Here is a 22,576-nt window from a genome sequence, read left to right on the forward strand (position 1 = left end):
AGGTATTAATCTTCTCTTTTGGACTCATCGATTTGATAAACAAATGACGGATCAATCGCTTGATCCAGTGTGTCAAATGCACCCTGGATGCGCCGTTCGACTTCCGCCAAGCCCTCTTTGTCCATCTTTTTGATGTCACTGATATCAATGGGCTCCCCAAAGCGGACGGTTACTCGCTTGCGTTTAAAAAGATCTTTTAACGTCAGCGGTCCTTGATAAACAGAGGGAACGATCTTGACCTTAGCCATTTTTGCGATCAACGCCATGCCGCCTTTTAAAGCCGTTGCGTGTCTCGTACCACTTGGAAACATGATCAAGCTAAGATCCGTTTCCTTCAAAATTTTGACTGGCGTCTTTACCGCGCTCGGTCCCGGTTTGTCTCGTTTGACTGGAAAAGCATTGGCATGGATCAATATGAACCGTAAAATCGGGTTTTTGAACAGCTCTTCTTTCGCCATAAAACTAAATTTCTTTGGTCGAGCAGCCACTGCTAGGTACAATGGATCCCACCAGGTTCGGTGAGGAGCCACTAAAATGTAGTTTTCATTTTTAGGTAAAACCTCTTTGTTTTGATAACGAGCATTGCCGTTGATCAAAAATAATACTACGCGAACCACACCGCGCATAAAGCGAAAAAACATACTCATTTTCCTTTCTATTTCTCTCCTATTCAAGTATGCAAAAAAACGGTTTAAATGACAAGCATTTTTTAGCGTTTCCCATTATTCTTAATCGTAGTATAATACATTGAAATGAATTTAGAACAGGAGTATGCTTCATGTTGCAACCGAACGAACGCATCGACCAATTGTATGCCGATGACATCAAGATCATTCAAAGTTCCGAAGTTTTTTCTTTTTCATTAGATGCTGTGTTATTAGCAAATTACGCTAGAGTGCCAAAAAGAGGCGTAATCGTTGACCTTTGTGCAGGGAATGGCGCAGTCGGTTTATTTATCAGCAAAAAAACGACCGCTCATATTTATCAAATCGAATTGCAAGAACGCTTAGCGGATATGGCGCAGCGCAGTATCGAATTAAACGACTTGCAAGACCAGCTGACGGTCTATCCTTTGGACTTGAAGAACCTCTTTCAAAAAATCAAGCCTGATTCCGTCGATCTATTGGTCTGCAATCCCCCTTATTTTAAAAATGTACCGACGGCGATCAAAAACCCGAATCCCTATTTAGCGATCGCTCGGCACGAGATCACCACAACTTTAGATGAAGTGATCCAAACCGCTAGCAAAGCGTTAAAAATGAACGGACGGTTTGCGATGGTTCATCGCCCGGATCGCTTTCTCGATATTTTGGACCATATGCGCGCCCATCGAATCGCACCAAAGTGCGTCCGCTTCGTCTATCCGAAAGTAGGCAAAGAGGCCAATATTTTATTGATTGAAGGAATCAAGGATGGCAAGGCGGATGGCTTTAAAATTGATTCCCCTCTCATTACCTATGATGAAACGGGTGCCTATAGTCCCGAAGTGAAGGCGATGCTCTATGGCTGCTGAGAATCATTATTTTTATGTCTTGCGTTGCAACGATCAATCCTTCTACGGTGGTTATACCACTGATTTGAGCCGCCGCTTATTAGAGCACAACAAAGGGATCGGAGCAAAATATACCCGTCCTGCTAGTCGCAGACCATTACAAATGATCCATGCGGAAAGCTTTTCCACTCGCAGTGAAGCCACTCAAGCAGAAGCCGCCTTCAAAAAATTGTCTCGCAAAAAGAAAGAGGACTACCTGAGCAGCCATAGCGAGAGTAATGTTATCTGACCAAGCATACAAAAAACTACCTGCGCACGGAAGATTCCTGCTTGAAGGAGCTTTCTTTCGTGACTTAGGTAGTTTTCTTTTATGGTTATTCATTCCTATTTGGTAACGCCCATTGGGTTTGACTTTTCCCAAATTCTTTCGGGATCACAGAATCGACGGATTGATATTCGAGGGTTTCTTGAGACTTTGGAATCGTAATTGCCGTCAAATAGTTGTTGGTTTCGGAATAGAAGCCGATCGTTTCAAAGGAAGGATCAGTCAAATGGTATTGAACCCCCTGCAGCTTAGCCGTTGTTTCCTCTTCCACAAATGTCGGTTGATAGCGAGCATAGTAAACCTGGGCGCCCATTTTAAAATATACGGAGTTATGAGCAGATCCAAGAAATTCAATCGCCCGTTCCACTGGTACTGCTTGATAGATCCCTAAAGTTTCAATCGCTTCATTGCTTTGGATGCGCTGATAAACTGCTGTAGTATCAGATTCGTAATATTTATAGCCTAAAAACATTTTTTCGCGGTCTCGGATATTCGGTGTGATCAGCGCATTATACGTTTTGAATTCACCATACACTTGATCTCCAATAAAAAAGCCTAGCGGACACGCAACGACTATGCCGCCAAGCAATAGCGTCACTTTTGGGTTACGGTTTTCTCGATAAAGCAGAACCATCAGGAACCCTAATAATGCGATCAGACCAACCACCATGAGAATTGGTAGGATCACATAGTAAAAACGCTCACTTTGCAGCCATTTTTCGATCGTCATAAATGCAATCATTCTTTCTTCCCCTTCGATTCCTCACTACCTACTGTTTTTCCCTTGGTCAACCAGTAGAAGGATCGTCCTTTCATCCCTTTTCTTGCCATTGACTCTTCCGACGCTCAATTCACATGTAAATTCTTATGAAATTAATTTTACCATAAGTATGTATAAAAGATAAGTATTCGTTGGATTGCTTTTCACGACCAGCATCCATTGACAAAACGAGGGTTTTATCAGATAATATTGATGCTAATAGGGAATGAATGTCTCCCTCAGTTCTTACTGAAACCGCAAGTTTGCTAATGACTTCTACCACTTTTTTTTAGTGTGTAGTAGTCATTTTTTATTTTCACTCGTTCGTCATAGTTGCAAGAGCATTATTCCTATCTTTTTTAAAGGATCGTGATAGAAATGAAGAAACAAGAAACAACGTATTTTGAACTGACTGCATTAGGTTTGCTCAGTCTGGTGATTGGGGTGCTTGCTGGAGCTGTTGACACTTTCTTTGGCAAAATTTTGCTGTTCTTAAGTGCCTTCCGTGAAAGTCATTTTTTGCCATTGATTCTCTTCTTACCAATTATCGGTATTTGCTTTACTTACCTTTTCCAAAAGTATGGCGATCGGAGTCCTCAAGGAATGAACTTAGTGTTTTTAGTCGGGCAGGAAGAAGAAAAAGATATTCCGCTGCGTTTGATTCCTTTTGTAATGGTGGGAACCTGGCTGACGCATTTATTTGGAGGAAGTGCAGGCAGAGAAGGAGTTGCGGTTCAGTTAGGTGCCACCATCGCCAATCGTTTAGGAAATTGGGTGCGACTAGAAAAGTACGCCAGCACCCTGATCATGATTGGGATGGCTGCGGGATTTGCTGGTTTATTTGAAACCCCCATCGCTGCGACGTTCTTTGCATTGGAAGTGCTTGTCATCGGTAAATTCAGTCATCATGCCCTCTTACCTGCTTTGCTGGCTGCTTTCACTGCTAGTACGACTTCTCAATGGTTAGGCTTAGAAAAATTTAGTCTTATGTTGCCTCAATCCGTCGATCTGACGATACCTGTTTTTCTGAAATTACTTGTGATTGGGTTGATTTTTGGTATGGTTGGCGGCAGCTTTGCGGGCTGTTTAGAAACGATGAAACGCATCATGAAGCGGCGCTTCCCGAATCCACTGTGGCGTATTGGGATTGGCGCATTGGCGTTAGTCTTGCTTTTTGTTTTGTTGTATCAAGGGCGTTATTCAGGCTTAGGAACAAATTTGATCAGCGCGAGTTTCACGAAGCAACCGATCTATTCTTATGATTGGCTGCTTAAGTTGGTGTTGACCGTATTAACCATCAGCATTGGTTTTTTGGGTGGAGAAGTCACCCCTTTGTTTGCGATTGGCTCTTCTTTGGGGGTCGTGTTGGCGCCACTGTTCGGACTGCCTATCGAACTGGTAGCAGCACTAGGCTATGCCAGTGTTTTTGGCAGCGCCACTAGCACCTTATTTGCACCGATCTTTATTGGTGGAGAAGTCTTTGGCTTTCAAAATCTACCCTTCTTTGTGATCGTCTGCTCCGTCGCCTACTTTATCAGTAAACCTTATAGTATCTATCCGTTACAAAAAAGATCGGCAAAAGGACAATGAGCCACTTCTGAACACGACAAGAGCAAAGAAAAAACCGCGAACAAGTCGCGGTTTTTTTGCTATTTTGCACGTTTTAAATAAGTACCTTCAGCTGTATTGATTTCTAGCATTTCGCCTTCTTCAACAAAGTCAGGCACATTGACAACTAAGCCCGTTTCCATCGTTGCTGGCTTTCCTGAACCAGTCACAGTTGCCCCTTTGATCGATGGCTGTGTTTCAACAACTTTCAAGATTACACTTGAAGGTAATTGCACGCCGATTACTTCGCTGCCGAAGAATTGAATTTTTACTTCCATGTTTTCTAGAATGAACTTCATTTCTTCTTCAACCACTTCAACTGGAATTTCATATTGTTCATAGGTTTCCAGATCCATAAAGAATGCGGTATCGTCCATTGTATATAGGTATTGTACAGCTTTCGTATCGATATGCGCTTTTTCAAATTTTTCTTCTGGACGGAAGGTTGTATCGTAAGTAGAACCAGTCCGAACGTCACGTAATTTCATACGCATAACCGTATTTCCTTTACCTGGTTTGTGGTGGCTGGCATCTAATACTTTGATAAGTTTGCCGTCTTGAACAAACGTCATTCCAGCTCTTAAGTCACTTGCATTGATCATAATTTTGAAATCTCCTTCACTATGTGATAATCCTTGTCTATTGTATCAAAAAAAACAGCTTTATTCTAGCTAAATCAGTGGGAAGGTCGCACAAGTTTGCGCCGCTTCTCCATGTAGTGAGGATCGTACTCATCCGTTTCAATATAAATATAGACTTTTTTATCTGCCATTTGATGTCGAATCTCGGCTTCGATCTCATTAATGATCTCATAGCCGACCTCTTCTTGTTTTGCGGCAATATCGACTTTCGCTGCAATCAAAATTTCTGCTGGCCCTAAATGGACTGTTTTCACATCGATCAAGCGATCAACATCGGGACGTTCAAACGCTTGTTTGATCACCGCTAAATCACGTTTAGTAACACTTTCCCCAATCAGTAGACTGTAAAATTCGCGGGCTAAGAAGATCGCTGCTACCATCAATAAAAGACCAATCAATAAGCCGCTGAAGGCATCAAAAAATGCGTTCCCGGTAATCATTGTTAAAACCGTTCCGATCAGTGCGATCATCAGACCGATCACCGCACAAAAGTCTTCTGTGAAAATGATCAAAATCTCACTATGCCGACTTTCTTTCAAAAAACGATAGATTGGTTGACGTTCGACGTTTAGCTCGCGGATCTCCTTGATTGCGATCCACAACGAACTTCCTTCAACGATCATCCCGAAGATCAAGATAGCGATCACTAACCAAGTATTGCCGACTTCATGGGCGGGATGCAGCAGCTTTTCCACTGCTTCCATCACGCCTAGTGCGCCCCCACCAAAGAAGAGCATCATCGCAACGATCGTGCTGAAAAAATATTTCGCCCGACCTTCACCAAACTGATGCAGTTCACTTTGTCCCTTTGTTGCCCGTTTATCACCGATCAATAAAAAGATCTGATTGCTGCAATCTACGACACTATGAATGCTTTCATTCAGCATGGCCGCGCTACCGCTCAAGGCATAACCGACAAACTTACTGATCGCCACCAAAATGTTTGAGATCAGTGCAGCGATGACCGCCATCATGCCATTTGCTTTCTTTTCCACACCTAACGCTTCCTCTCATCAATAAACTCCCTGCTTATTATGCAACTATTCTTCACGAATGGATCAAGCTGCCTCTAGTTCCTCAATCAACAGGTGCTTGCTTTTTCAACTTCGCCTCTCTACGGCTGATTTTTTTGGTCCAAAAACCGCCCGAGATATACTTGGGTTCATAGCTGATGATAAACGCTCGCTCTTCCACCGCTTTGATCGTTTGATAGAGCTTTTTCTCACTTTTTCTTTGGGAAAGAATCTCTAAAATCAGTCGCGGGCCTTCCAATCCTTCACCAAAGCTTTGTGTCACACCATACCCCTCTTGTCGCAAAATCTTCGGCAAACTCTTTTCTTCATCCGTATTACTAGGTAGGATCACTGTGACCATTGTATAGCCCAGAGCCAGCTTATCTTCGATTTTAATCCCGATACTGACTCCTGCAGCATAGCCTAGTGCATAGAACAAGAGATTCAGCGGGTTATCCAAACGATCCAATACCATAGATAAGCCTAAAATATAGATCGTGATTTCGATCATACTCACTAATGGGGCAATCACGCGATACCCTTTCATTGTCAATAAAAATCGCAGTGTGTTCAATGTGACATAGGCGAGATTGATAAAGAAAATCATCGCCAGCATTTGTAGATCAACTTCCATCTTTGATTCCCCCTTGTTCTTAGCATATCAAAAGGCAAGCGAAAATTAAAATATTTGAGCAGGATTTAATTACTAAAATAGCTAAATAAAATTTATTCTGGAGAAGACACAGTGCTTAGGTGATTTTGTTGAGGACTACCATGTTATGATTTTGCTCATCGATACACTACCTGTGGTTTCACTCACTTCTATTGATTGAAAAGCGTATCTACCAAAGTGGGAAAAGTAGTGTAAACCACTACTCGTTTGTTTCAGACAAAAAAGAAGTCCAATGGCAAATGGACTTCTTTTTGTCTGATCAACTTTTACAGTGTTCGATCATATTCACGATTGCAGAACATACTTACTTGTTTTCCAAGGGGTTATTCGTCAGCACCAGGTACGAAACTCAGCTCCCAAAGGATGGTTCCTTGATAACTTGTTGCTTGCGGCCTCGCGCCAATAGGGATTTCCAGCTCGACACTTTTTTGCATGGTATCCTCGTTTCCATAGCGTTGAATCCAAGTTCCCGCCCCTTGCTTTTCATTGGCACGTGCAATCACTTGGTTCTGCGGTCCCAGCTCGATTGCATCAAAGTAGTCTGGTGCTTCAGAGGGATTTTCTCTAGAGGTAACCATTTCAATATTCGTCAAATGCACACTCGCTCCTTTTAAGTGGTGCTTAAACGCATCCGTGCTAACGAACCCTTCCTCTGATAATCGGGCACTCAAGGTCCAGCCCTTTTGAAGAAATCGACGATCGGAAACCTGAATGTAGTTTGGTCGTTCGGTTGATTCATGATCATCCACTAAAGAAATTCGTTGCGGACGCGCCGGATAACGGCTTGTCGACGAGCGAATCGGTACTGTACCAAAATCGAATTGTGAAACAAAGTCTATACTGATAAACCCGCGATTTTCTGGTATCAAGGGTGGATTTTCAGGTAGAATCGGTTGATCAGGATCAAGGGGATCTTTTGGGTCTACGTCACCAATGGGTTCCACAGTGGTTGATGCTTCTGCCCATTTGCCATCAAGAAATGCCTGAGCGGTGACCACCTCGCCTTGAGTAAAATACTGGAAAGGTTCTAAATCAGATAGATCAAGTAAATAATGCCCGTTTTCATCCGCTTGGGTGTGAAAATATGTGCTATTGCCAACACTATCGACTGTCGTTTCAAGCGTCGGTTCTGGCATCAGTCCCTCTCTTTGGAATCGAAGGTAGCTACCAGGATTGGCGGTTCCCGAAATCGTATAGGCATTAGGTAAGGTTCTATCTTCTGTCAAAGGATCGATGGTCACCGTGACGTCTGGTATGTTCTCAAACAATAGCCGTTGCGAACGAGAAGTAAACTGCGCGGCAAACCCTCGACTTGTTTCCTCATTCAGCGAAGATACATTGGTCACATTTGTATTGGTTCCTGAAATCGCCGCAGTCATGGACAGAATCGGTTGCCACTGAAAATCAACTGTCTCTCCTGTATTTCCATGCCGCCACTGGCGAATCGCCTGATTCTTTGCAGTGATTCCTCCCCCTTCAATTAGACCATTTGTGGTGGTCGTTATGGGGCGGGTTCTTTGCAAATTGACACGCTTGGCATCGTCGATCGTCAATCTTGCGGGATTGTTGGCGCCGGTAAAGAAAAGTAGCCGTTGGACAGCTTGTGGGCTGTCCGAACGAATATCTAAGGTAGCATCTTTGCCTACGTTGAGATTGCCAGTCGTGCCAGAGAAGTGGAAGATATTTGCGGTTGTATTTTGATTTGTTGCTTCAACCTCTAAGGTGCTGCTGTCTTCTAAGGTGACATGCGTATTGGCACTTAACCAGAAAATATGACTGTACAACGTTCGGTTTGCAGCAGCAACCGACAAGCGACTTTTTTCCATTAAGCGAATATCATGGGGCGTGCCTGATGTGATGACTGCTGGGCTGTTGTTTTGTGTATTTAGTGCCAATTCCGCGCCTTTTCCTAACTCAATGCGTCCATTGCCAGCGACAAAGCGAATATTAGCACCGCCTGCTTCACCAGCTGAACCGTTGGCATTTAATGATAGTCGGGCATTATCCCCTAATACGAGACGCGCATTTGTATTATAAAAATCAAGATTTCCTGAGCTGATCGTCGACATTTCGACGTTTGCTCCCTCACGAAGCTCTATTTGGTTGATTTCAAAATTCGCCTGAGTATTTGTGTGAATCGTCCAAGAAGCATTGAAGTCTGATGTATATCTAGGCGTTTGGTGTGAAACCGAATGTCCAGAAAAGCTGGCTCGAGAGTGCAACCCGTAAAACAACTGATTGCCCGTATGGTTGAGATTGTGGTATCGAATGATTGAACGCTGCTGATTTGTCATGTTCAAATCATGGTATTCAATTGCCCCCCAAAAGTTTCCATGATAGAGTTCCAAATTTTGCAAGGTAATGTCCCATGGAGAATCAGGATTGACACTCGAATCGCGGAAACAGATCGCTACGGCTCTAAGATCCATCTGATATTTGTCGAGGCCATCGATGATTAACGTTCTTGAAACTCTCGAGGCATTGATATAAACATAGGCTAATCCGCCGTTAGGATTGACGCTGCTGCTCCAGCCGTCAATTCCCGTAATGCCTAAACGAGGATTATCGTTCGTTTGAAAACTGGCTGTCAAATAAATATAGTTGACCGTCGGATCGACCATTGCAGCCATAAATTCGACCCAGTTAGCAACTCCTCTTTTTTTTACGTCGTCGCCTAAAAGATAAAGATTGCCAGGATCAGATGTTGATGCCTCAGGAAGCTGGCTTTCTATTTCCTTCTCTTCTTCTAGTTGATCTTCTTGATCCTCTTGATCCAAATGATCCAATTGATCAGTGGAGTCACCCGAATCAGTTCGCTCATCCTCTTGTGTGTCCGTAGGGTTTGTCTCCCGTGCTTCTTTTATTTCAAGCATTATCATTGAATCTGCTGCTTCAAATGGAAACGATCCTGCTGTATCAACTATCAATGGAACCAAAAAATCACTTCTAGGGGTATCGGTCGTTAGTTTCCAACCGTTCTCTTCAGTGAGTGGCGTCATCTTGACTCCCTTTGGCAACTCCTCTTCAGCAATAACCGCAGCTTTCGGCAATCGGATCGCTATTTCACTAATGGGACGGTCCGTATGAAACGCAACCAGTAACAGGTCTCCTACAGTCCCGACTTTCGTTGATTCATCAAAATAAATGGCAACTCTTTCCTCAGCCTCTTGCTCTCGTATCGGATCGAATGATTCACTCGTAACCGTTTCTTCCTCCAGCTGCGCAGCAAAGAAAACGTTTGAAGAAACCACTCTCATGGTTGAGAAAAAGTAGAGTCCTCCAAGTAAGCCAATAATGATGGTGAAATATACCTTTCTCTTTTTCTTGTTCATTTGTTGATGCCCCACCTTTCAGTGTATCTTTCCCTTGAAATCGATCATGGATCAGTCCTTCCCAAAGAGCAGCTTTAGCCATCAGGACGCTTGCTTCCCTTTTTCAATTGCAGCTGATCAGAAAACCACTGTCCTGCCACCGTTTGACTTGCCATCGATTTTAAATGACAAAAAAAATCGCCAATTAAAATAACAAACATTATAAATAACGATGGTTTTGATCGTTTCACTTTATTCTATAGCCCACACTATTGCTTAGTAAAATCAGAATATTCCTCAGCCGGTGAAAAATGTATTTCAACTAATCACTTTGTGAAATCGATAGTTTCGGCACACAAAAAAAACAGCTAGATGTTAGCCATCTAGCTGAAATTATTCATCGTTATGCTCAAAGGACCACTTCTATTAAGAGTAACTGTCACTGCTATTTAGAACGAAAATAGCCATTTGAAGATTCTTCTTGTTGATCGTCTTCAATCATTCCTTTTAATGATCGATCTAAAACGGAACGTTTTTTTTCACCATTTTTTTTATTGCTGGCTCGAAACTCACTGCGTGTCATCCCAACAGAGGGGTGGCGATTGAATTTTTTGACGGTCGGATCATTTTCTTCTTTGACTTGATAAGCTGCTGGTTCAGTATCAAACAACAAATAACTTTCTTGTTTTTTTGCCATTGCATCCATCAAATCGTTCGGTGTAATTTCAGGTTTTTGCTCATCTGGAATAATCGATGCAGGAATATATTTAGGCACGAAATAAGAGCGCCCCGAATATTCTTTTTTCGAAGAAACAGGAACCTCAGCTTTTTCCTTCTTACTAGTCACTTGATAAGAAGAATGGTTCGCCTCTTTGCCAAAAAAGTTGGTTTTTCCTGTTGGCATTTGCTCTTTCACTGGACGTTTTCCGTACTGAGGCAAGTTGGCACGGTGATTGGCAAGCTCTTCTTTTTGACGAATATTGTGCCCCCGATCCCGTTGGCTGGACTGCACTTTGCGCTGTAAAGATTGATTTTCATCCTTGTGAGAATGACTCACGGGATCTTTGATTTCGGTTAAAATCCAATCATCTGCTTTACTGAATGCGGGGCGATGCTCGGATTGTAGCTTCACACCATCTGTATCATCATAAGCAGGAAAACGGAAGTGTTTTCGTTTCACATCTAAATAATTTGCCACTGTACTCATCCTCTTACATGCATTTTTTTCATCATACCATAAATTAAGGAGAATTTCACGAAAGACTACACCATTTCAGATGAGGACACTTCAGCTAAATTCGGCTGGAGGCACCGTCTCAGTCAAGCTTGCTGCATTCGGTTCTTTGACATGGGCAAATAATGGATCGATCTGCCAAATATCTGCAGCATAATTTCGCACCGTTTCATCTGCCGAAAATTTGCCTGCATTGGCAATATTCATTAGGCTGACTTTACGCCAACGCTGCGTATCCTGATAGGCACTATCTACCCGATGCTGCGCGTCACAATAGGCATGAAAATCCTTTAATAAAAAGTATTCATCATTGTATTTCAAAAGGGAATCAAAGATTTCCCGACCTTCAACTTGAATATTCGGGATCGTCCCATCAATAAAGGCATTGACCACCCGTTGCAAGACTGGATCTGACTCATAGTAGGTGTAAGCAGAATAATTATGCTGGGCGTAATACTGATACACTTCTTCTTCCGTCAACCCAAAGATCGCAATGTTTTCATCACCGATCGCATCTCGAATCTCAATATTGGCACCATCTAAAGTCGCGATCGTTACTGCCCCATTTAGCATCAACTTCATATTGCTTGTCCCTGACGCTTCTTTAGAGGCCAATGAGATTTGTTCACTGACATCCGCTGCTGGAATGATTTTTTCTGCTAATGAAACGTTGTAATTTTCTAAAAATACAACCTTGATTTTATCATTGATGGTTTCATCATGATTGATCAGATTCGCCACTTCATTGATGACTTTAATGATCGATTTTGCGTAGTGATAGCTTGGTGCTGCTTTGGCACCAAAAATAAAGACTCTTGGATGAAACGCTGCAGTCGGATCGTCTTTGACCTCAAAGTAGAGCTTCAAAATATGCATTAGATTCAGCAGTTGTCGTTTGTACGCATGCAGGCGTTTGATCTGCACATCAAAAATTGCCGTTGGATCTACTGTAATGCCCGTTGCTTTTTGAATGTACTGTGCCAGTGCACGCTTGTTACTCATTTTTGCGTCGGCAATTTGTTGCAGAACGGTTTCGTCATCATAATAATTTTTGAGCAGCTGCAGATCCAAGGGGTCATTGCGCCAACTCGTGCCGATCGACTGATCCAGCACTTTGGCTAATGGTTGATTGGCTAGCTGAAGCCAACGCCGTTGTGCGATGCCGTTAGTTTTATTGTTGAAACGGGCAGGATAAATGAGATAGAAGTCATGGAGTACCACTGATTTTAGTAAATCAGAATGGAGCTTGGCTACCCCATTGACACTATGGCTGCCGATGATGGCTAGATGTGCCATATGGACTTGATCATCAATAATGATTCGCGTCCGATCCAGTAAGGCTTGCGGATGGACCCCTTGCATTCCTTCGACAAAGCGCCGATCAATTTCTTTGATGATCTGATCCATTCTCGGCAACACTTCTTCAATCATGCGAACTGGCCATTTTTCTAAGGCTTCTGCCATGATCGTATGGTTCGTATAACTCATGACTTTCACGGTGATCGCCCACGCTTGTTCCCAAGCAAGGCCTTCTTCATCAACTAAAATACGCATCAGTTCTGGGACACAAAGCGCTGGGTGCGTGTCGTTGATATGGATTGCTACTCGTTCACTGAGCATCGCTAAAGGCAGATTTGATTTTTTATAATAGCGAATGATACTTTGAATGCCTGCAGAAACAAAAAAGTATTCTTGCATCAATCGTGTGCGTTTGCCGATCTCGTTTGAGTCATCTGGATATAAAACAGCAGTCAAATTTTCTAAGGCTTGCCGTGATTCCAATGTCGCATAATGCGCCTCATCTTCAGCAGGCACTTCGACACTCCACAAGCGCAGTGTGTTGATGTGTTGATTCTGATAGCCAACCATCGCGGTGTCATACGGAACTGCCCGCCAGGTAAAGCCGCCTTCATAGACTGGCGCTAGTTTTCCGTCCTCTCCCGTAACGAGATAGACCTGCCCACCAAATCGAATAGGCACCGCTTTGCTTTCTTTGCGGACTTCCCAGACATTCCCAGAACGTAACCAATCATCTGGTAATTCTACTTGATGGCCGTCAATAAATTTTTGTTTAAATAATCCATAGCGATAGCGAATCCCGTTCCCATTTCCCGGCAAGCTTAATGAAGCCAGCGAGTCCATAAAACAAGAGGCCAAACGACCGAGGCCCCCGTTTCCTAAAGCCATGTCTTTTTCTGTATCCGCAACGTCATCAAGGGAAACGCCTAACTCTTCAAAAACGGCTTCCGCTTGCTCCAACAGCTGCATATTCAACAAATTGCTTTTTAGCATTTTGCCAGGCAAAAATTCGATTGAAAAATAGTACGCTTGTTTTTGATCCTCCAGCAAGAGATTTTTTCTGGTTTGACGCCAGTCTTCTGAATACATTTGCTTCACCACATTGGCTAGTGCTTGAAACAATTCCTGCGGTGAAGCTTCATCCACTTCAATCGCAAAGAGTTCATGAACACTGATTTCTAGCAGTTCACGCAATCGTTCTTTTGTCATAGGGTTACACTCCTTTTTGCATTCAATTTATAAAAAAGAAGAATCCTTGCCGCCAAAATTGCTAGTCATACAACTAGCAGTTCTGTTGCAGACAAGGATTCTTCTGTCTTAAAACAATCAAACTTTGATAGTATTATACAACTGGATATAAAGATCGGAACTTTGATTCCAGCTGAAATCTTTTGCCATTGCTTGCTTGACCAATACGTTCCACGTTGCCTGATCAGATTGATACAATTCGACCCCTTGCTTCAAGGCATTCATCAAGTAAAATGGTGAAAACTCTTGAAAGCCAAAGCCGGTACCTTGTTTCGTGATCGGATTATAGGAATCTACCGTATCTTTCAAGCCACCGATTTCGTGAACGACCGGTAATGTACCATAACGCATCGCGATCATCTGTGACAGTCCGCATGGTTCGAAGGCGGAAGGCATCAAGAAAAGATCCGCTGCTGCGTATAACTTTTGCGCCAATGCAATATCAAAAGAAATCGCGGCAGCACATTTGTCAGGATATCTCTGAGCAAAATAGCGAAAGCCTTCTTCAAAATCATGTTCGCCAGTCCCTAGTAAGATGAACTGAACATCAAATTGCAAGAGATTTTCCATTTCTTCAAGGACCAAATGGAACCCTTTTTGAGTGGTCAAACGGCTAACAACAGAAATCAATGGGACATCTTTACGGGTAGGCAAACCAAATTGTTCTTGTAGCGCTCGCTTGTTTTTAGCTTTTCCTGATAAATCTTCGACACTGAAAGGATAGTCCAAATGAGGATCGGTTTCTGGATCGTTCATTTCGTAATCAATTCCGTTTAAAATGCCGCTGAGTTTGCCGCTTTCCATACGTAAAATCACTTCAAGCCCACAGCCGAACTCAGAGGTTTTGATTTCTTCACTATAGGAAGGACTGACCGTCGTGATGCGGTCCGCATACAAGATTCCTGCTTTCATAAAGTTCAAGCAATCGTTTAAACGTAGTGTGCCATCATCATATCTCTCAGTCCCCATACCAAAAAGATCTGGTAAAATATCGCGACTATACCACCCTTGAAACCCAATGTTATGGATCGTCAAAACGGTGCGTATGTTTTGATACGCTTGAATCCAATGATATTTTTCTTTGATCAAGAAGGGAATCATCGCCGTATGGTAATCATTGACATGCACGATGTCTGGAATAAATTCAATGCGTTCCATCATTTCGATCACGGCTAATTGGAAGAAAGCAAAGCGTTCCCCATCATCATAAAAATCATAGAGCCGTTCGCGGCCAAAATAGTAGAGATTGTCTATGAAATAATAGGTCACAGAGCCTAGAACTAATTTTTTGATCCCACAATATTGCTTGCGCCAACCGACCACCACTTCAAAAGAAAAACAATCTTCCATTTGCTCCTGGTATTCAGCAGGCATTTTCGTGAAATAGGGTAAGACCACAATCGTCTCGACGCCTTTTTTGACCAATTCTTTTGGTAATGCCCCTGCAACATCCCCTAATCCGCCTGTTTTAAAAAATGGGGCGCATTCCGCTGCTGTAAACAGAACCTTCATGCGCTTGCCCCTCCAATAACGTCTTGGGTCACATGAGAATTTTTCTTAATGACGATTGGCGTTTCTTTGGTTCCTTGCACTTTGACACCTTCTGCGATGGTCACATTTTTATCTAGGATCGCATAAGAGACTTCGGCACCTGCTTTGATCTCATTATTTCCGAAGATGATCGCTCCTTTGACTTTTGCTTCAGGATGGATCTTCGTGCGGCGGGCAACGAGTGACTGTTCGACCGTTCCTTCCACGATGCAGCCAGAAGCAAAGTGGCTATTTTTCACGTCAGATGTTTCTGAATAATACGTTGGCACTTCGTTTTTCAGTTTGGTATAGATCTTTTGATTCGAATAAAGCAACGACGTAAATTTATGCACATCGAGCATATCCATATTTGTTTGATAGTAAGAAGAGATGTCATAAATGTTACTTAAGTAACCAGTGTACTCATATAGACCTGTATTTTCAACAGCGATCATTTCTCGTAAAAATTGACCGAGGTCTGCCGTTGCGCCAACTTTTTGCCCCTCTTTTAGCGCAGCGATCAGACGATCTGTTTGAATGATAAAAATATCCGTACATAAGTTGACAAGGTCACTGACCTCACCTTTTTTCGCTTGGATCGCTTCTTCTAAGTGACCTTCACTGTCTACATTGAACAACAGATCACTTTCGCAAACATTGTCACTGCTGATGCGTTTGTATACGACGGTCATTTCATTGCCTTGTAGCTGATGGATTTTCAGCAAGGCACGCAAATCAATGTTGCATAAGACTTTGCTGCCCATAAATACGGTATGATCCGATTTGGATTTTTCCAAATAGTCGATGACATTATAATAATACTCTTGTCCTTCTGCTTGCTTTTTCAATGAGTCTTGGAACAGGTGAATAAAGAAACGGTTTTGTACGCCGTCCAAGTTCCACTCTTTTCCGCCACCGATATGATCGAAGACCGACTGCGTTTCTCCTTCATTGAAAATCATATAGACTTGTTTGATATTGGCATTTTCGATACTTGAAAGATTAAAATCTAACAAGCGATATTTGCAGTCAAACAATAAAGTCGACAGCGGACGGTTTTCTGTTAATGGCATCAAGTCTTGGTATCGTTGCAGATTCCCTAAAATCGCACACATTTTATTAGTTCTCATCAATCGTCACCCCTAAAATTTCAGAATAGCCGACTACGGCAATTTCGTCTGTTCCATCGATCTCTGCATCGTCACCAATCACTGCATTTTCCCCAACGATCACTCGGTTTAATTTAACATTTCTACCGATCACCGCTCCAGGCATGATCACGCTGTCCTTGATCGTCGATCCTTCTTTCACCTGCACATTTTCTGATAAAATACTGTGCTCGATTTCCCCTGCAACATAACAGCCATCCATCACGAGAGAGTTTCTCGCAGCCCCGGTCTCAGTCACAAAATGTGGTGGTGCGATTGGGTTTTTAGAAAATACTTGCCAACTTTTATCCCGAATATTCAACTCCATTGCTGGATCAATAAATTCCATATTGGCTTCCCACAATGAATCGATCGTTCCTACGTCTTTCCAATAGCCAGAGAAGCGATAGGCAAAAACGTTGTCGCCGCTTTCGAGATAAGAAGGAATGACATGTTTCCCAAAATCGACCATTTCGCCGTCTTTTGTATAGTTACTCAACAGCATACTGCGCAGACGACTCCAATCGAAAATATAGATCCCCATTGAAGCGAGATTGCTTTTTGGTTCGGCTGGTTTTTCATCAAATTCGATGATACGGTCATTTTTATCGGTGTTCATGATTCCGAAACGCGAGGCATCTTTCATCGGTACTTCGAGAACTGCAACCGTCAATGAAGCATCATTTTCTTTGTGTTTTTCCAGCATTTCTTCATAATCCATTTTGTAGATATGGTCCCCTGATAAAATCAAGACATATTGCGGGTCCATCTCATCGATATAAGCGATGTTTTGATAGATCGCATGGGCGGTTCCTTCAAACCATTTTTCGCCTTCTGAATTTGAATATGGCTGTAAGATCGTCACACCGGTACTAATTCCATCCAATCCCCAGCTTGCACCATTTCCGATATGGTTGTTTAGTGCTAATGGCTGGTACTGAGTGACAACACCCACATTTTTGATTCCTGAATTGACACAATTACTCAACGTGAAATCGATGATCCGATATCTGCCACCAAATGGAACCGCTGGTTTAGCAATATTCTTTGTTAATTTCCCTAATCGAGTCCCTTGTCCCCCTGCGAGGATCATTGCTAACATCTCTGTTTTCATTTTGTTTGGTGATCTACTCACCGTTCCCCCTCTACTCTTTTTTTTGTGCTTTCTTTACTGCTTTTTTTCGAGTCATTTTGATTTTTTCTGGTTTGATGATTAAAGCCCCAAGTGCAGGCAAAATTGTTTTGATTTGATAGTCGTATTGCTTAAAAGGGGTATTACTGGTCTGGCAGTCTGGGTTATTCGCCACCCAAGTTCCACCAAATACATCCCGTTCCGTGTTTAAAATCTCGCGATACGTTCCTTCGTATGGCACGCCGATCGCAAAATCGTGACGCTCCACTGGTGTCAGATTGACAACCACGATCAAGAAATCTTTTTTCGTTTTTCCTTGTCGTAAGAAAGTCAATGTCGTTTCATCTAAGTTGTCTGCATCGATCACCATCAATGAATCTTCTTGATCATCCAATTCCCAAAGGGCTCGTTCTTCTTTGTATAATTCATTCAAGGTCCGGGTGAAGAACTGCATTTTTGCATTGAATGCGTCGTTTAAATCGACCCATTCAAGACCATGATCATATTTCCATTCTAAAAACTGTCCCCATTCACTACCCATGAATAACAGTTTTTTCCCTGGATGCATCATCATGTACGTATAGAGATTTCGTAGTTGTGAAAACTGTTTGTAGCGGTCTCCCCACATTTTGTGCATCAAACTTTTTTTGCCATGAACCACTTCGTCATGGGAGAGTGGCAAGATATAATTTTCTTGCATCCGATACATGAAAGAAAAAGATAAAAGGCTTAGATGATCTTTACGGAAAATCGGGTCCATTTCGTAAAAACGCAGGACATCATTCATCCAGCCCATATTCCATTTGTAGTCAAACCCGAGAGCGCCTCCTTCGACCATTCCTGTTATTTTGGTCTCGGAAGTACTTTCCTCTGCAATCATGACAACTGCAGGATGGGCTAACTTGATGACTGAATTGAGCTTTTGTAAGAAATAGTACCCTTCAAAATTCCGATTGCCCCCTTCGTGATTCGGTTCCCATGGGCCTTCATCATAATCGCGATAGATCATGTTGGAAACGGCATCTACCCGAATACCATCAATGTGGTAAAATTCGATCCAGAACAATGCACTTGAGATCAGAAAGCTTTGGACTTGCGGTTTGCCTAGATCAAAGTTGATCGCACCCCAGCGAACATTTTTCGCACGGTTTTCATCCATGTATTCAAAGGTCGGCGTGCCATCATAATAGGCAAGACTGTCATCATTGACACAAAAATGTCCTGGCACCCAATCAACGAAGACACCTATATTTTCCAAATGACAAGCCTCTACAAAGTCTTGAAATTCTTCTGGTGTCCCATAATAGGAGCTAAGTGCAAAGTAACCAGTCAATTGATAGCCCCAGGAGGTTCCTAAGGGATGTTCCATCAAAGGCATAAATTCGATATGGGTGTAGCCCATTTTTTTCACGTAAGGAATAAGTTCATCTTTTAATTCGGAGAAGCGATAAGGGGTGCCATCTTCGTGGTGCTTCCAGGAGCTGGCATGAACTTCATAAATATTAAGAGGTCGATTAAATGTTTTTTGTCTTTTTTTCCGTCCTTGCCATAACCCATCCCGCCATTTTTTTTGTGGGATCGAATGCAACACGGCAGCAGTTCCTGGTCGAGCTTCAAAATGGACAGCAAAAGGATCGATCTTCAATACTTCTCGTCCATTTGATTGTTTTACTTTGTATTTGTAAAGCTGTCCTTCTTTTACTTGGTTGGTCTCAATTTCCCAAACACCGGATTCCGTCCTTTTGTTCATCGGCAAGGTATCCGTCCATTGGTTGAAGTCGCCAACAAGCCAAACTTGCTGAGCATTTGGTGCCCAAACGCGAAACACGTAGCCATCATCTACTTGATGGGCGCCTAAGAAATGCTGTACATAAAAATTTTCACCACTCAGAAAGTCTTTTTCCGCAGTCAGTACCTGTTGTTTGGTAACCACTCTCTCATCAGTCCTCCTCAAATTCATTTTGATCGTTGACTGAAATGCCAACGAACTTGTTACGCTCTTTCATCTTTTAGAAATCGTTTCAAAATCAACTACATCTCTCTATCTAGCATAGCATAAAACACTGCGCTAGTAACGCAATAACCTTAGTTGCCAGCAAATAATCTTTGACAGAAAAAAACAGCTTGAACGTATCTGTTCAACCTGTTTCAGCTCTACTTTTTAGCTTTTGGAAAATGAAGTATGTGACTACCCATAACTGAAACAAACTTGCTAAAACAAGAATGAAAACTACCATCACTGGAAGTGTTTCAGTTAATTCAAAATATGCCAACAGTGTCCCAAATGCAGAAGAGGCGGAGCAAAAACACCAAAATCGAAACCCATAAAAACTGGTCACCACGGTATAAAGACTGATGATCCCCAACAAGAAGAGCTGAGTAAATCGGTCAAATACCGTATCGGTATAATAAATTTCACCTAACAAGGCTTGGATCGCACCAAAACTTGTCGGTACTTTATAAAGCGTCAGCAGAGCGCCGAGCAAGCTGAATGCACCAATCAGAAGATGACTGCCAGCTAAGCCGATTCGAATGTTTAGTTTCACGCGTCTTTCACAACCTTCAATCTAAAAAAATCCTTTTTCCGCTAACTACTGCTTACACAGCCGTTTTCCTTATTCACTAGAGTCGAAATCATCTGTACTTATTTTGCCTGCCAAAGCTCTTTTACTTGTCCATCCGTGTAAACTTTATAGACTTTATTTGCCGATGAGGAGGTGTTTGTTCGAGCAATCAAGTAATAGTTCCCGTCACAATCAAACTCACCCTCACTTAATAATTTGTAACTCGTCACTGGCCCATTTGCCATTTTCTTTGCTAAGTAACGCATGGCATGAGCTGGATTCACCAGATAGTTTTGATTGATGAGCCAATCAATGATCACGGAAACGATCGTATTTGCCCCAAACCGTTCCTGTTGTTTTAACGCAAGAATGAGATCGCCATCAGAAAAACGCGTTTCATCGATCCCCGCTTTTGTAATTGCTTGCCGAGCAGCTTCTATTTCTGACATTGATACGAACGTGATCATTTCTGCTTTCGTTTTGTTTTGTTCCAACTGTTCAAAATCAACCGTTTTATATCCTTCCATTTTTATATCCCCTTTCAAAGTTCTAGAATCATCGTATCATCAAGAAATCAAAACTCCAAACAAAACGATTGTTGTTTTTTAATTTTTATTCATCAAATTATCATTTGAAGAAATAAGAAAAAAAGCTGCTAGAATCGAATCTAGCAACTTTTTAATAGTCAGAAGATTTAAAACAAATAACATAATTATTAGAAATTTTAATTATTATTGAAATAAAGTGTATTGTATGAACCTGATTTGTTTGCCAAGTGAGCGATCACAAGGCGTTGGACGAACAGATCCTTTTCAGAAGACGGATAACGCTCGTTTTTTAGATTATCACAATTTATTTCTTCCAGCAACAAATGTAGCTCAGGGCTTATGATCTCGATCCGTTGAAGTGATTCCAGAAAAATACTCGGACGGACTTTTTTATTTTTACGAATGCGTTCAAGGATCACACTCACTTGGTCTAAGTAATAGACTGGATCGACATCACCGATCAAATCCATTAATTCATCATAGATCGCAAGGGTGCGCAACTGTTCATTCGCTTCAAAAAAAGCAGGCAGTGTTGGTGGCCACTGTGTTTCTGAGTAAGAGATCAACTGAAATTGTTCATGACTCAATGCATAGACCGCTCCTTGTTCAACTCCTTGCTGACAACCGTAAAAGTATTTATTTTCAACACTTGACGCAGCAAAACTTTTGATAAAACCAGCGATTTCTTGTGTTGACCAATTGCGCGCTGCTTGATAGAAATCATCACTTACTTGTATCTGCTGTTGATCATGTTCAGTATAGATGGGGAAGCCTAAATAATAGCGTCGTTCTTGGCGGATGATCAACTTTTCTGCGATCAAGCGGTCAAGAATTTTATCAAAAGAACCATCTGTAAACTTCGATTTTAATGCTCGTAGTGTCGGCGGCTCTTGGCTATTTAATAGCTCCTCTACCAATTCATGGAATTTCGAAGATTCCAGTATCGGTTGCAATGAGCGAAAGTGGGGACTATAAAAAAATTTCACTGCGTGTACTCCTTATCCAAACAATCATGAAAAATGCTGGCTTGATCTACCAAAACAGATCTCACCAGCATTCAGACAGTTAGCTTAATTATCCTTCAAAAACCTCTGTTAATTGAGGTACGATTTGTTTTTTACGAGAAACGACACCAGGTAAAAACGCACGATTGTTGGTTAATGTCGTTTTAAAGGCTGCTTCTACTGGGGCAGTTGGTTCACCAACGACTAGCAGCTCAGAATTACTATCTAAGATATCAGTGGCAACCAGCAAGAACAGATCATAGCCATTTGCTGCCATTGAATCCTTCATAGCCGCTTCCAACTCTGCTTGACGGTCAAAGACTTCTTTTAGATCAACCGTGTTGACTTGTCCGATACGGATGTTTTTAGCACCCATTGGGAAGCTTTTGGCATCTAGGTCCAGCAATTCTGCTGCTGATTTCGTTCCAAGATTCGTACCAGCTTTTAACATATCTAATCCATAGACTTCCAGTTCTACATCTGCTATAACGGCTAGTTCTTTGGCTGCTGTTACGTCTTCGTCGGTACATGTTGGTGATTTAAACAACAATGTATCAGAGATGATCGCTGAGAGCATGATTCCTGCGATCGCTTTTGGAATTTCCACTTGATTTTCTTTGTATAATTTCAACACGATCGTACTTGTACAACCGACCGGCTCTGCACGATAATACAGTGGATTTGCCGTTTCAAAGTTAGCGATACGATGATGATCAACAACTGCCAACACAGTGATATCCGCAATATCCGCTGCACTTTGTTGAAATTCATTATGATCCACTAACATTACTTCTTGGGTTTCCTTTGCCACTGAATCGATCACCCGAGGGGCAGTTAGGCCAAAGGTATCTAACGCAAATTGTGTCTCTTCATTCGGTGTACCAAGCGCTACTGCTTCAGAATCTTTTCCAAGTTGATTTTGTAAATTCGCAAAGGCAATTGCTGCACCAATGGCGTCGGTATCAGGATTTTGATGACCGAATACTAATATTTTCGACATTTCTTCATCGCTCCTATTTCAATTGATATTCACTTTCTAATCATAG

Annotated in this window: 19 protein-coding genes and 1 riboswitch; of the genes, 3 read left to right on the forward strand and 16 right to left on the reverse strand. The window is 42.2% G+C overall.

What is annotated here, in order from left to right; genetic code table 11:
• Positions 1 to 5 precede the first annotated feature (5 nt).
• Positions 6 to 641 (reverse strand): lysophospholipid acyltransferase family protein, encoded by a 636-nt coding sequence (locus tag IGI73_RS09750; protein WP_005229679.1) that lies wholly within the window; start codon positions 639 to 641, stop codon positions 6 to 8.
• Positions 642 to 778: 137 nt separating this feature from the next.
• Between IGI73_RS09750 and IGI73_RS09755 the strand changes: the two genes are divergently transcribed.
• On the forward strand, positions 779 to 1,513 hold the full coding sequence (locus IGI73_RS09755; protein ID WP_438759196.1) for a tRNA1(Val) (adenine(37)-N6)-methyltransferase: 735 nt from the start codon (positions 779 to 781) through the stop codon (positions 1,511 to 1,513).
• Positions 1,503 to 1,781, forward strand: a complete 279-nt coding sequence (locus IGI73_RS09760) for a GIY-YIG nuclease family protein (protein WP_005229675.1) — start codon at positions 1,503 to 1,505, stop codon at positions 1,779 to 1,781. The genes IGI73_RS09755 and IGI73_RS09760 overlap by 11 nt, the downstream gene beginning before the upstream one ends.
• Before the next feature lie 85 nt (positions 1,782 to 1,866).
• On the opposite strand, the gene IGI73_RS09765 is transcribed toward IGI73_RS09760, so the two are convergent.
• Positions 1,867 to 2,559, reverse strand: coding sequence for a hypothetical protein (locus tag IGI73_RS09765; RefSeq protein ID WP_428207125.1), 693 nt, complete (start codon positions 2,557 to 2,559; stop codon positions 1,867 to 1,869).
• A gap of 231 nt (positions 2,560 to 2,790) precedes the next feature.
• A riboswitch (Fluoride riboswitch) is annotated at positions 2,791 to 2,863 on the forward strand.
• A 92-nt stretch (positions 2,864 to 2,955) separates the two neighbouring features.
• On the opposite strand from IGI73_RS09765, the gene IGI73_RS09770 reads away from it, so the two are divergent.
• The gene (locus tag IGI73_RS09770; RefSeq protein WP_121260985.1) at positions 2,956 to 4,167 is read left to right on the forward strand and encodes a chloride channel protein; all 1,212 of its coding nucleotides are present in this window, start codon (positions 2,956 to 2,958) and stop codon (positions 4,165 to 4,167) included.
• Positions 4,168 to 4,226: 59 nt separating this feature from the next.
• Here IGI73_RS09770 and efp read toward each other — a convergent pair whose 3' ends face one another.
• The 14 genes from efp to IGI73_RS09840 form a co-directional block, all read right to left on the reverse strand.
• Positions 4,227 to 4,787, reverse strand: coding sequence for an elongation factor P (gene efp / locus IGI73_RS09775; RefSeq protein ID WP_005229668.1), 561 nt, complete (start codon positions 4,785 to 4,787; stop codon positions 4,227 to 4,229).
• 74 nt (positions 4,788 to 4,861) lie between these two features.
• Positions 4,862 to 5,800, reverse strand: coding sequence for a cation diffusion facilitator family transporter (locus IGI73_RS09780; protein WP_005229666.1), 939 nt, complete (start codon positions 5,798 to 5,800; stop codon positions 4,862 to 4,864).
• 103 nt (positions 5,801 to 5,903) lie between these two features.
• A complete protein-coding gene (locus tag IGI73_RS09785; RefSeq protein ID WP_005229664.1) occupies positions 5,904 to 6,473 on the reverse strand; it encodes a DUF2179 domain-containing protein in 570 nt (189 codons plus the stop codon).
• Positions 6,474 to 6,835: 362 nt separating this feature from the next.
• Positions 6,836 to 9,844 carry a WxL domain-containing protein gene (locus tag IGI73_RS09790; RefSeq protein WP_438759197.1) on the reverse strand — a complete coding sequence of 1,003 codons (3,009 nt, stop codon included), beginning with the start codon at positions 9,842 to 9,844 and terminating at the stop codon, positions 6,836 to 6,838.
• Positions 9,845 to 10,268: 424 nt separating this feature from the next.
• A complete protein-coding gene (locus IGI73_RS09795; RefSeq protein ID WP_428207123.1) occupies positions 10,269 to 11,030 on the reverse strand; it encodes a hypothetical protein in 762 nt (253 codons plus the stop codon).
• Between the two features lie 81 nt (positions 11,031 to 11,111).
• Complete coding sequence (locus tag IGI73_RS09800; protein ID WP_428207122.1) at positions 11,112 to 13,565, reverse strand: glycogen/starch/alpha-glucan phosphorylase; 2,454 nt, start codon at positions 13,563 to 13,565, stop codon at positions 11,112 to 11,114.
• Between the two features lie 117 nt (positions 13,566 to 13,682).
• Entirely contained in the window at positions 13,683 to 15,116 is a 1,434-nt protein-coding gene (glgA, locus tag IGI73_RS09805; RefSeq protein ID WP_428207121.1) for a glycogen synthase GlgA, read from the reverse strand.
• On the reverse strand, positions 15,113 to 16,264 hold the full coding sequence (gene glgD / locus IGI73_RS09810) for a glucose-1-phosphate adenylyltransferase subunit GlgD (protein WP_016610808.1): 1,152 nt from the start codon (positions 16,262 to 16,264) through the stop codon (positions 15,113 to 15,115). Before glgD ends, glgA begins: the two co-directional genes overlap by 4 nt.
• Positions 16,254 to 17,396: a glucose-1-phosphate adenylyltransferase gene (locus IGI73_RS09815; RefSeq protein WP_016610807.1), complete on the reverse strand. Its 1,143-nt coding sequence runs from the start codon at positions 17,394 to 17,396 to the stop codon at positions 16,254 to 16,256. Before IGI73_RS09815 ends, glgD begins: the two co-directional genes overlap by 11 nt.
• Positions 17,397 to 17,427: 31 nt before the next feature.
• Entirely contained in the window at positions 17,428 to 19,374 is a 1,947-nt protein-coding gene (glgB, locus tag IGI73_RS09820) for a 1,4-alpha-glucan branching protein GlgB (RefSeq protein WP_428207253.1), read from the reverse strand.
• A 178-nt stretch (positions 19,375 to 19,552) separates the two neighbouring features.
• Positions 19,553 to 19,960: a hypothetical protein gene (locus tag IGI73_RS09825; protein ID WP_005229650.1), complete on the reverse strand. Its 408-nt coding sequence runs from the start codon at positions 19,958 to 19,960 to the stop codon at positions 19,553 to 19,555.
• A 98-nt stretch (positions 19,961 to 20,058) separates the two neighbouring features.
• Positions 20,059 to 20,505 (reverse strand): hypothetical protein, encoded by a 447-nt coding sequence (locus tag IGI73_RS09830; protein WP_005229648.1) that lies wholly within the window; start codon positions 20,503 to 20,505, stop codon positions 20,059 to 20,061.
• Between the two features lie 197 nt (positions 20,506 to 20,702).
• Positions 20,703 to 21,512 (reverse strand): DUF1803 domain-containing protein, encoded by an 810-nt coding sequence (locus tag IGI73_RS09835; RefSeq protein WP_438759198.1) that lies wholly within the window; start codon positions 21,510 to 21,512, stop codon positions 20,703 to 20,705.
• 88 nt (positions 21,513 to 21,600) lie between these two features.
• Positions 21,601 to 22,530, reverse strand: a complete 930-nt coding sequence (locus IGI73_RS09840; RefSeq protein ID WP_438759199.1) for a manganese-dependent inorganic pyrophosphatase — start codon at positions 22,528 to 22,530, stop codon at positions 21,601 to 21,603.
• Positions 22,531 to 22,576 lie beyond the last annotated feature (46 nt).

This window comes from Enterococcus sp. DIV0755f (assembly GCF_051713725.1).
GTDB classification, from domain to species: domain Bacteria; phylum Bacillota; class Bacilli; order Lactobacillales; family Enterococcaceae; genus Enterococcus_D; species Enterococcus_D casseliflavus.

Bases quoted from the DNA above. Each gene is read 5' to 3' on its own strand.
- IGI73_RS09785 (WP_005229664.1), bottom strand. From the start codon at position 6,473: ATGGAAGTTGATCTACAAATGCTGGCGATGATTTTCTTTATCAATCTC.
- IGI73_RS09800 (WP_428207122.1), bottom strand. From the start codon at position 13,565: ATGACAAAAGAACGATTGCGTGAACTGCTAGAAATCAGTGTTCATGAA.
- IGI73_RS09755 (WP_438759196.1), top strand. From the start codon at position 779: ATGTTGCAACCGAACGAACGCATCGACCAATTGTATGCCGATGACATC.
- IGI73_RS09840 (WP_438759199.1), bottom strand. From the start codon at position 22,530: ATGTCGAAAATATTAGTATTCGGTCATCAAAATCCTGATACCGACGCC.
- IGI73_RS09790 (WP_438759197.1), bottom strand. From the start codon at position 9,844: ATGAACAAGAAAAAGAGAAAGGTATATTTCACCATCATTATTGGCTTA.
- IGI73_RS09780 (WP_005229666.1), bottom strand. From the start codon at position 5,800: ATGATGGCGGTCATCGCTGCACTGATCTCAAACATTTTGGTGGCGATC.
- IGI73_RS09830 (WP_005229648.1), bottom strand. From the start codon at position 20,505: ATGGAAGGATATAAAACGGTTGATTTTGAACAGTTGGAACAAAACAAA.
- efp (WP_005229668.1), bottom strand. From the start codon at position 4,787: ATGATCAATGCAAGTGACTTAAGAGCTGGAATGACGTTTGTTCAAGAC.
- IGI73_RS09765 (WP_428207125.1), bottom strand. From the start codon at position 2,559: ATGATTGCATTTATGACGATCGAAAAATGGCTGCAAAGTGAGCGTTTT.
- glgD (WP_016610808.1), bottom strand. From the start codon at position 16,264: ATGAGAACTAATAAAATGTGTGCGATTTTAGGGAATCTGCAACGATAC.
- IGI73_RS09760 (WP_005229675.1), top strand. From the start codon at position 1,503: ATGGCTGCTGAGAATCATTATTTTTATGTCTTGCGTTGCAACGATCAA.
- glgA (WP_428207121.1), bottom strand. From the start codon at position 15,116: ATGAAGGTTCTGTTTACAGCAGCGGAATGCGCCCCATTTTTTAAAACA.
- IGI73_RS09815 (WP_016610807.1), bottom strand. From the start codon at position 17,396: ATGAAAACAGAGATGTTAGCAATGATCCTCGCAGGGGGACAAGGGACT.
- IGI73_RS09795 (WP_428207123.1), bottom strand. From the start codon at position 11,030: ATGAGTACAGTGGCAAATTATTTAGATGTGAAACGAAAACACTTCCGT.
- IGI73_RS09750 (WP_005229679.1), bottom strand. From the start codon at position 641: ATGTTTTTTCGCTTTATGCGCGGTGTGGTTCGCGTAGTATTATTTTTG.
- glgB (WP_428207253.1), bottom strand. From the start codon at position 19,374: ATGAATTTGAGGAGGACTGATGAGAGAGTGGTTACCAAACAACAGGTA.
- IGI73_RS09770 (WP_121260985.1), top strand. From the start codon at position 2,956: ATGAAGAAACAAGAAACAACGTATTTTGAACTGACTGCATTAGGTTTG.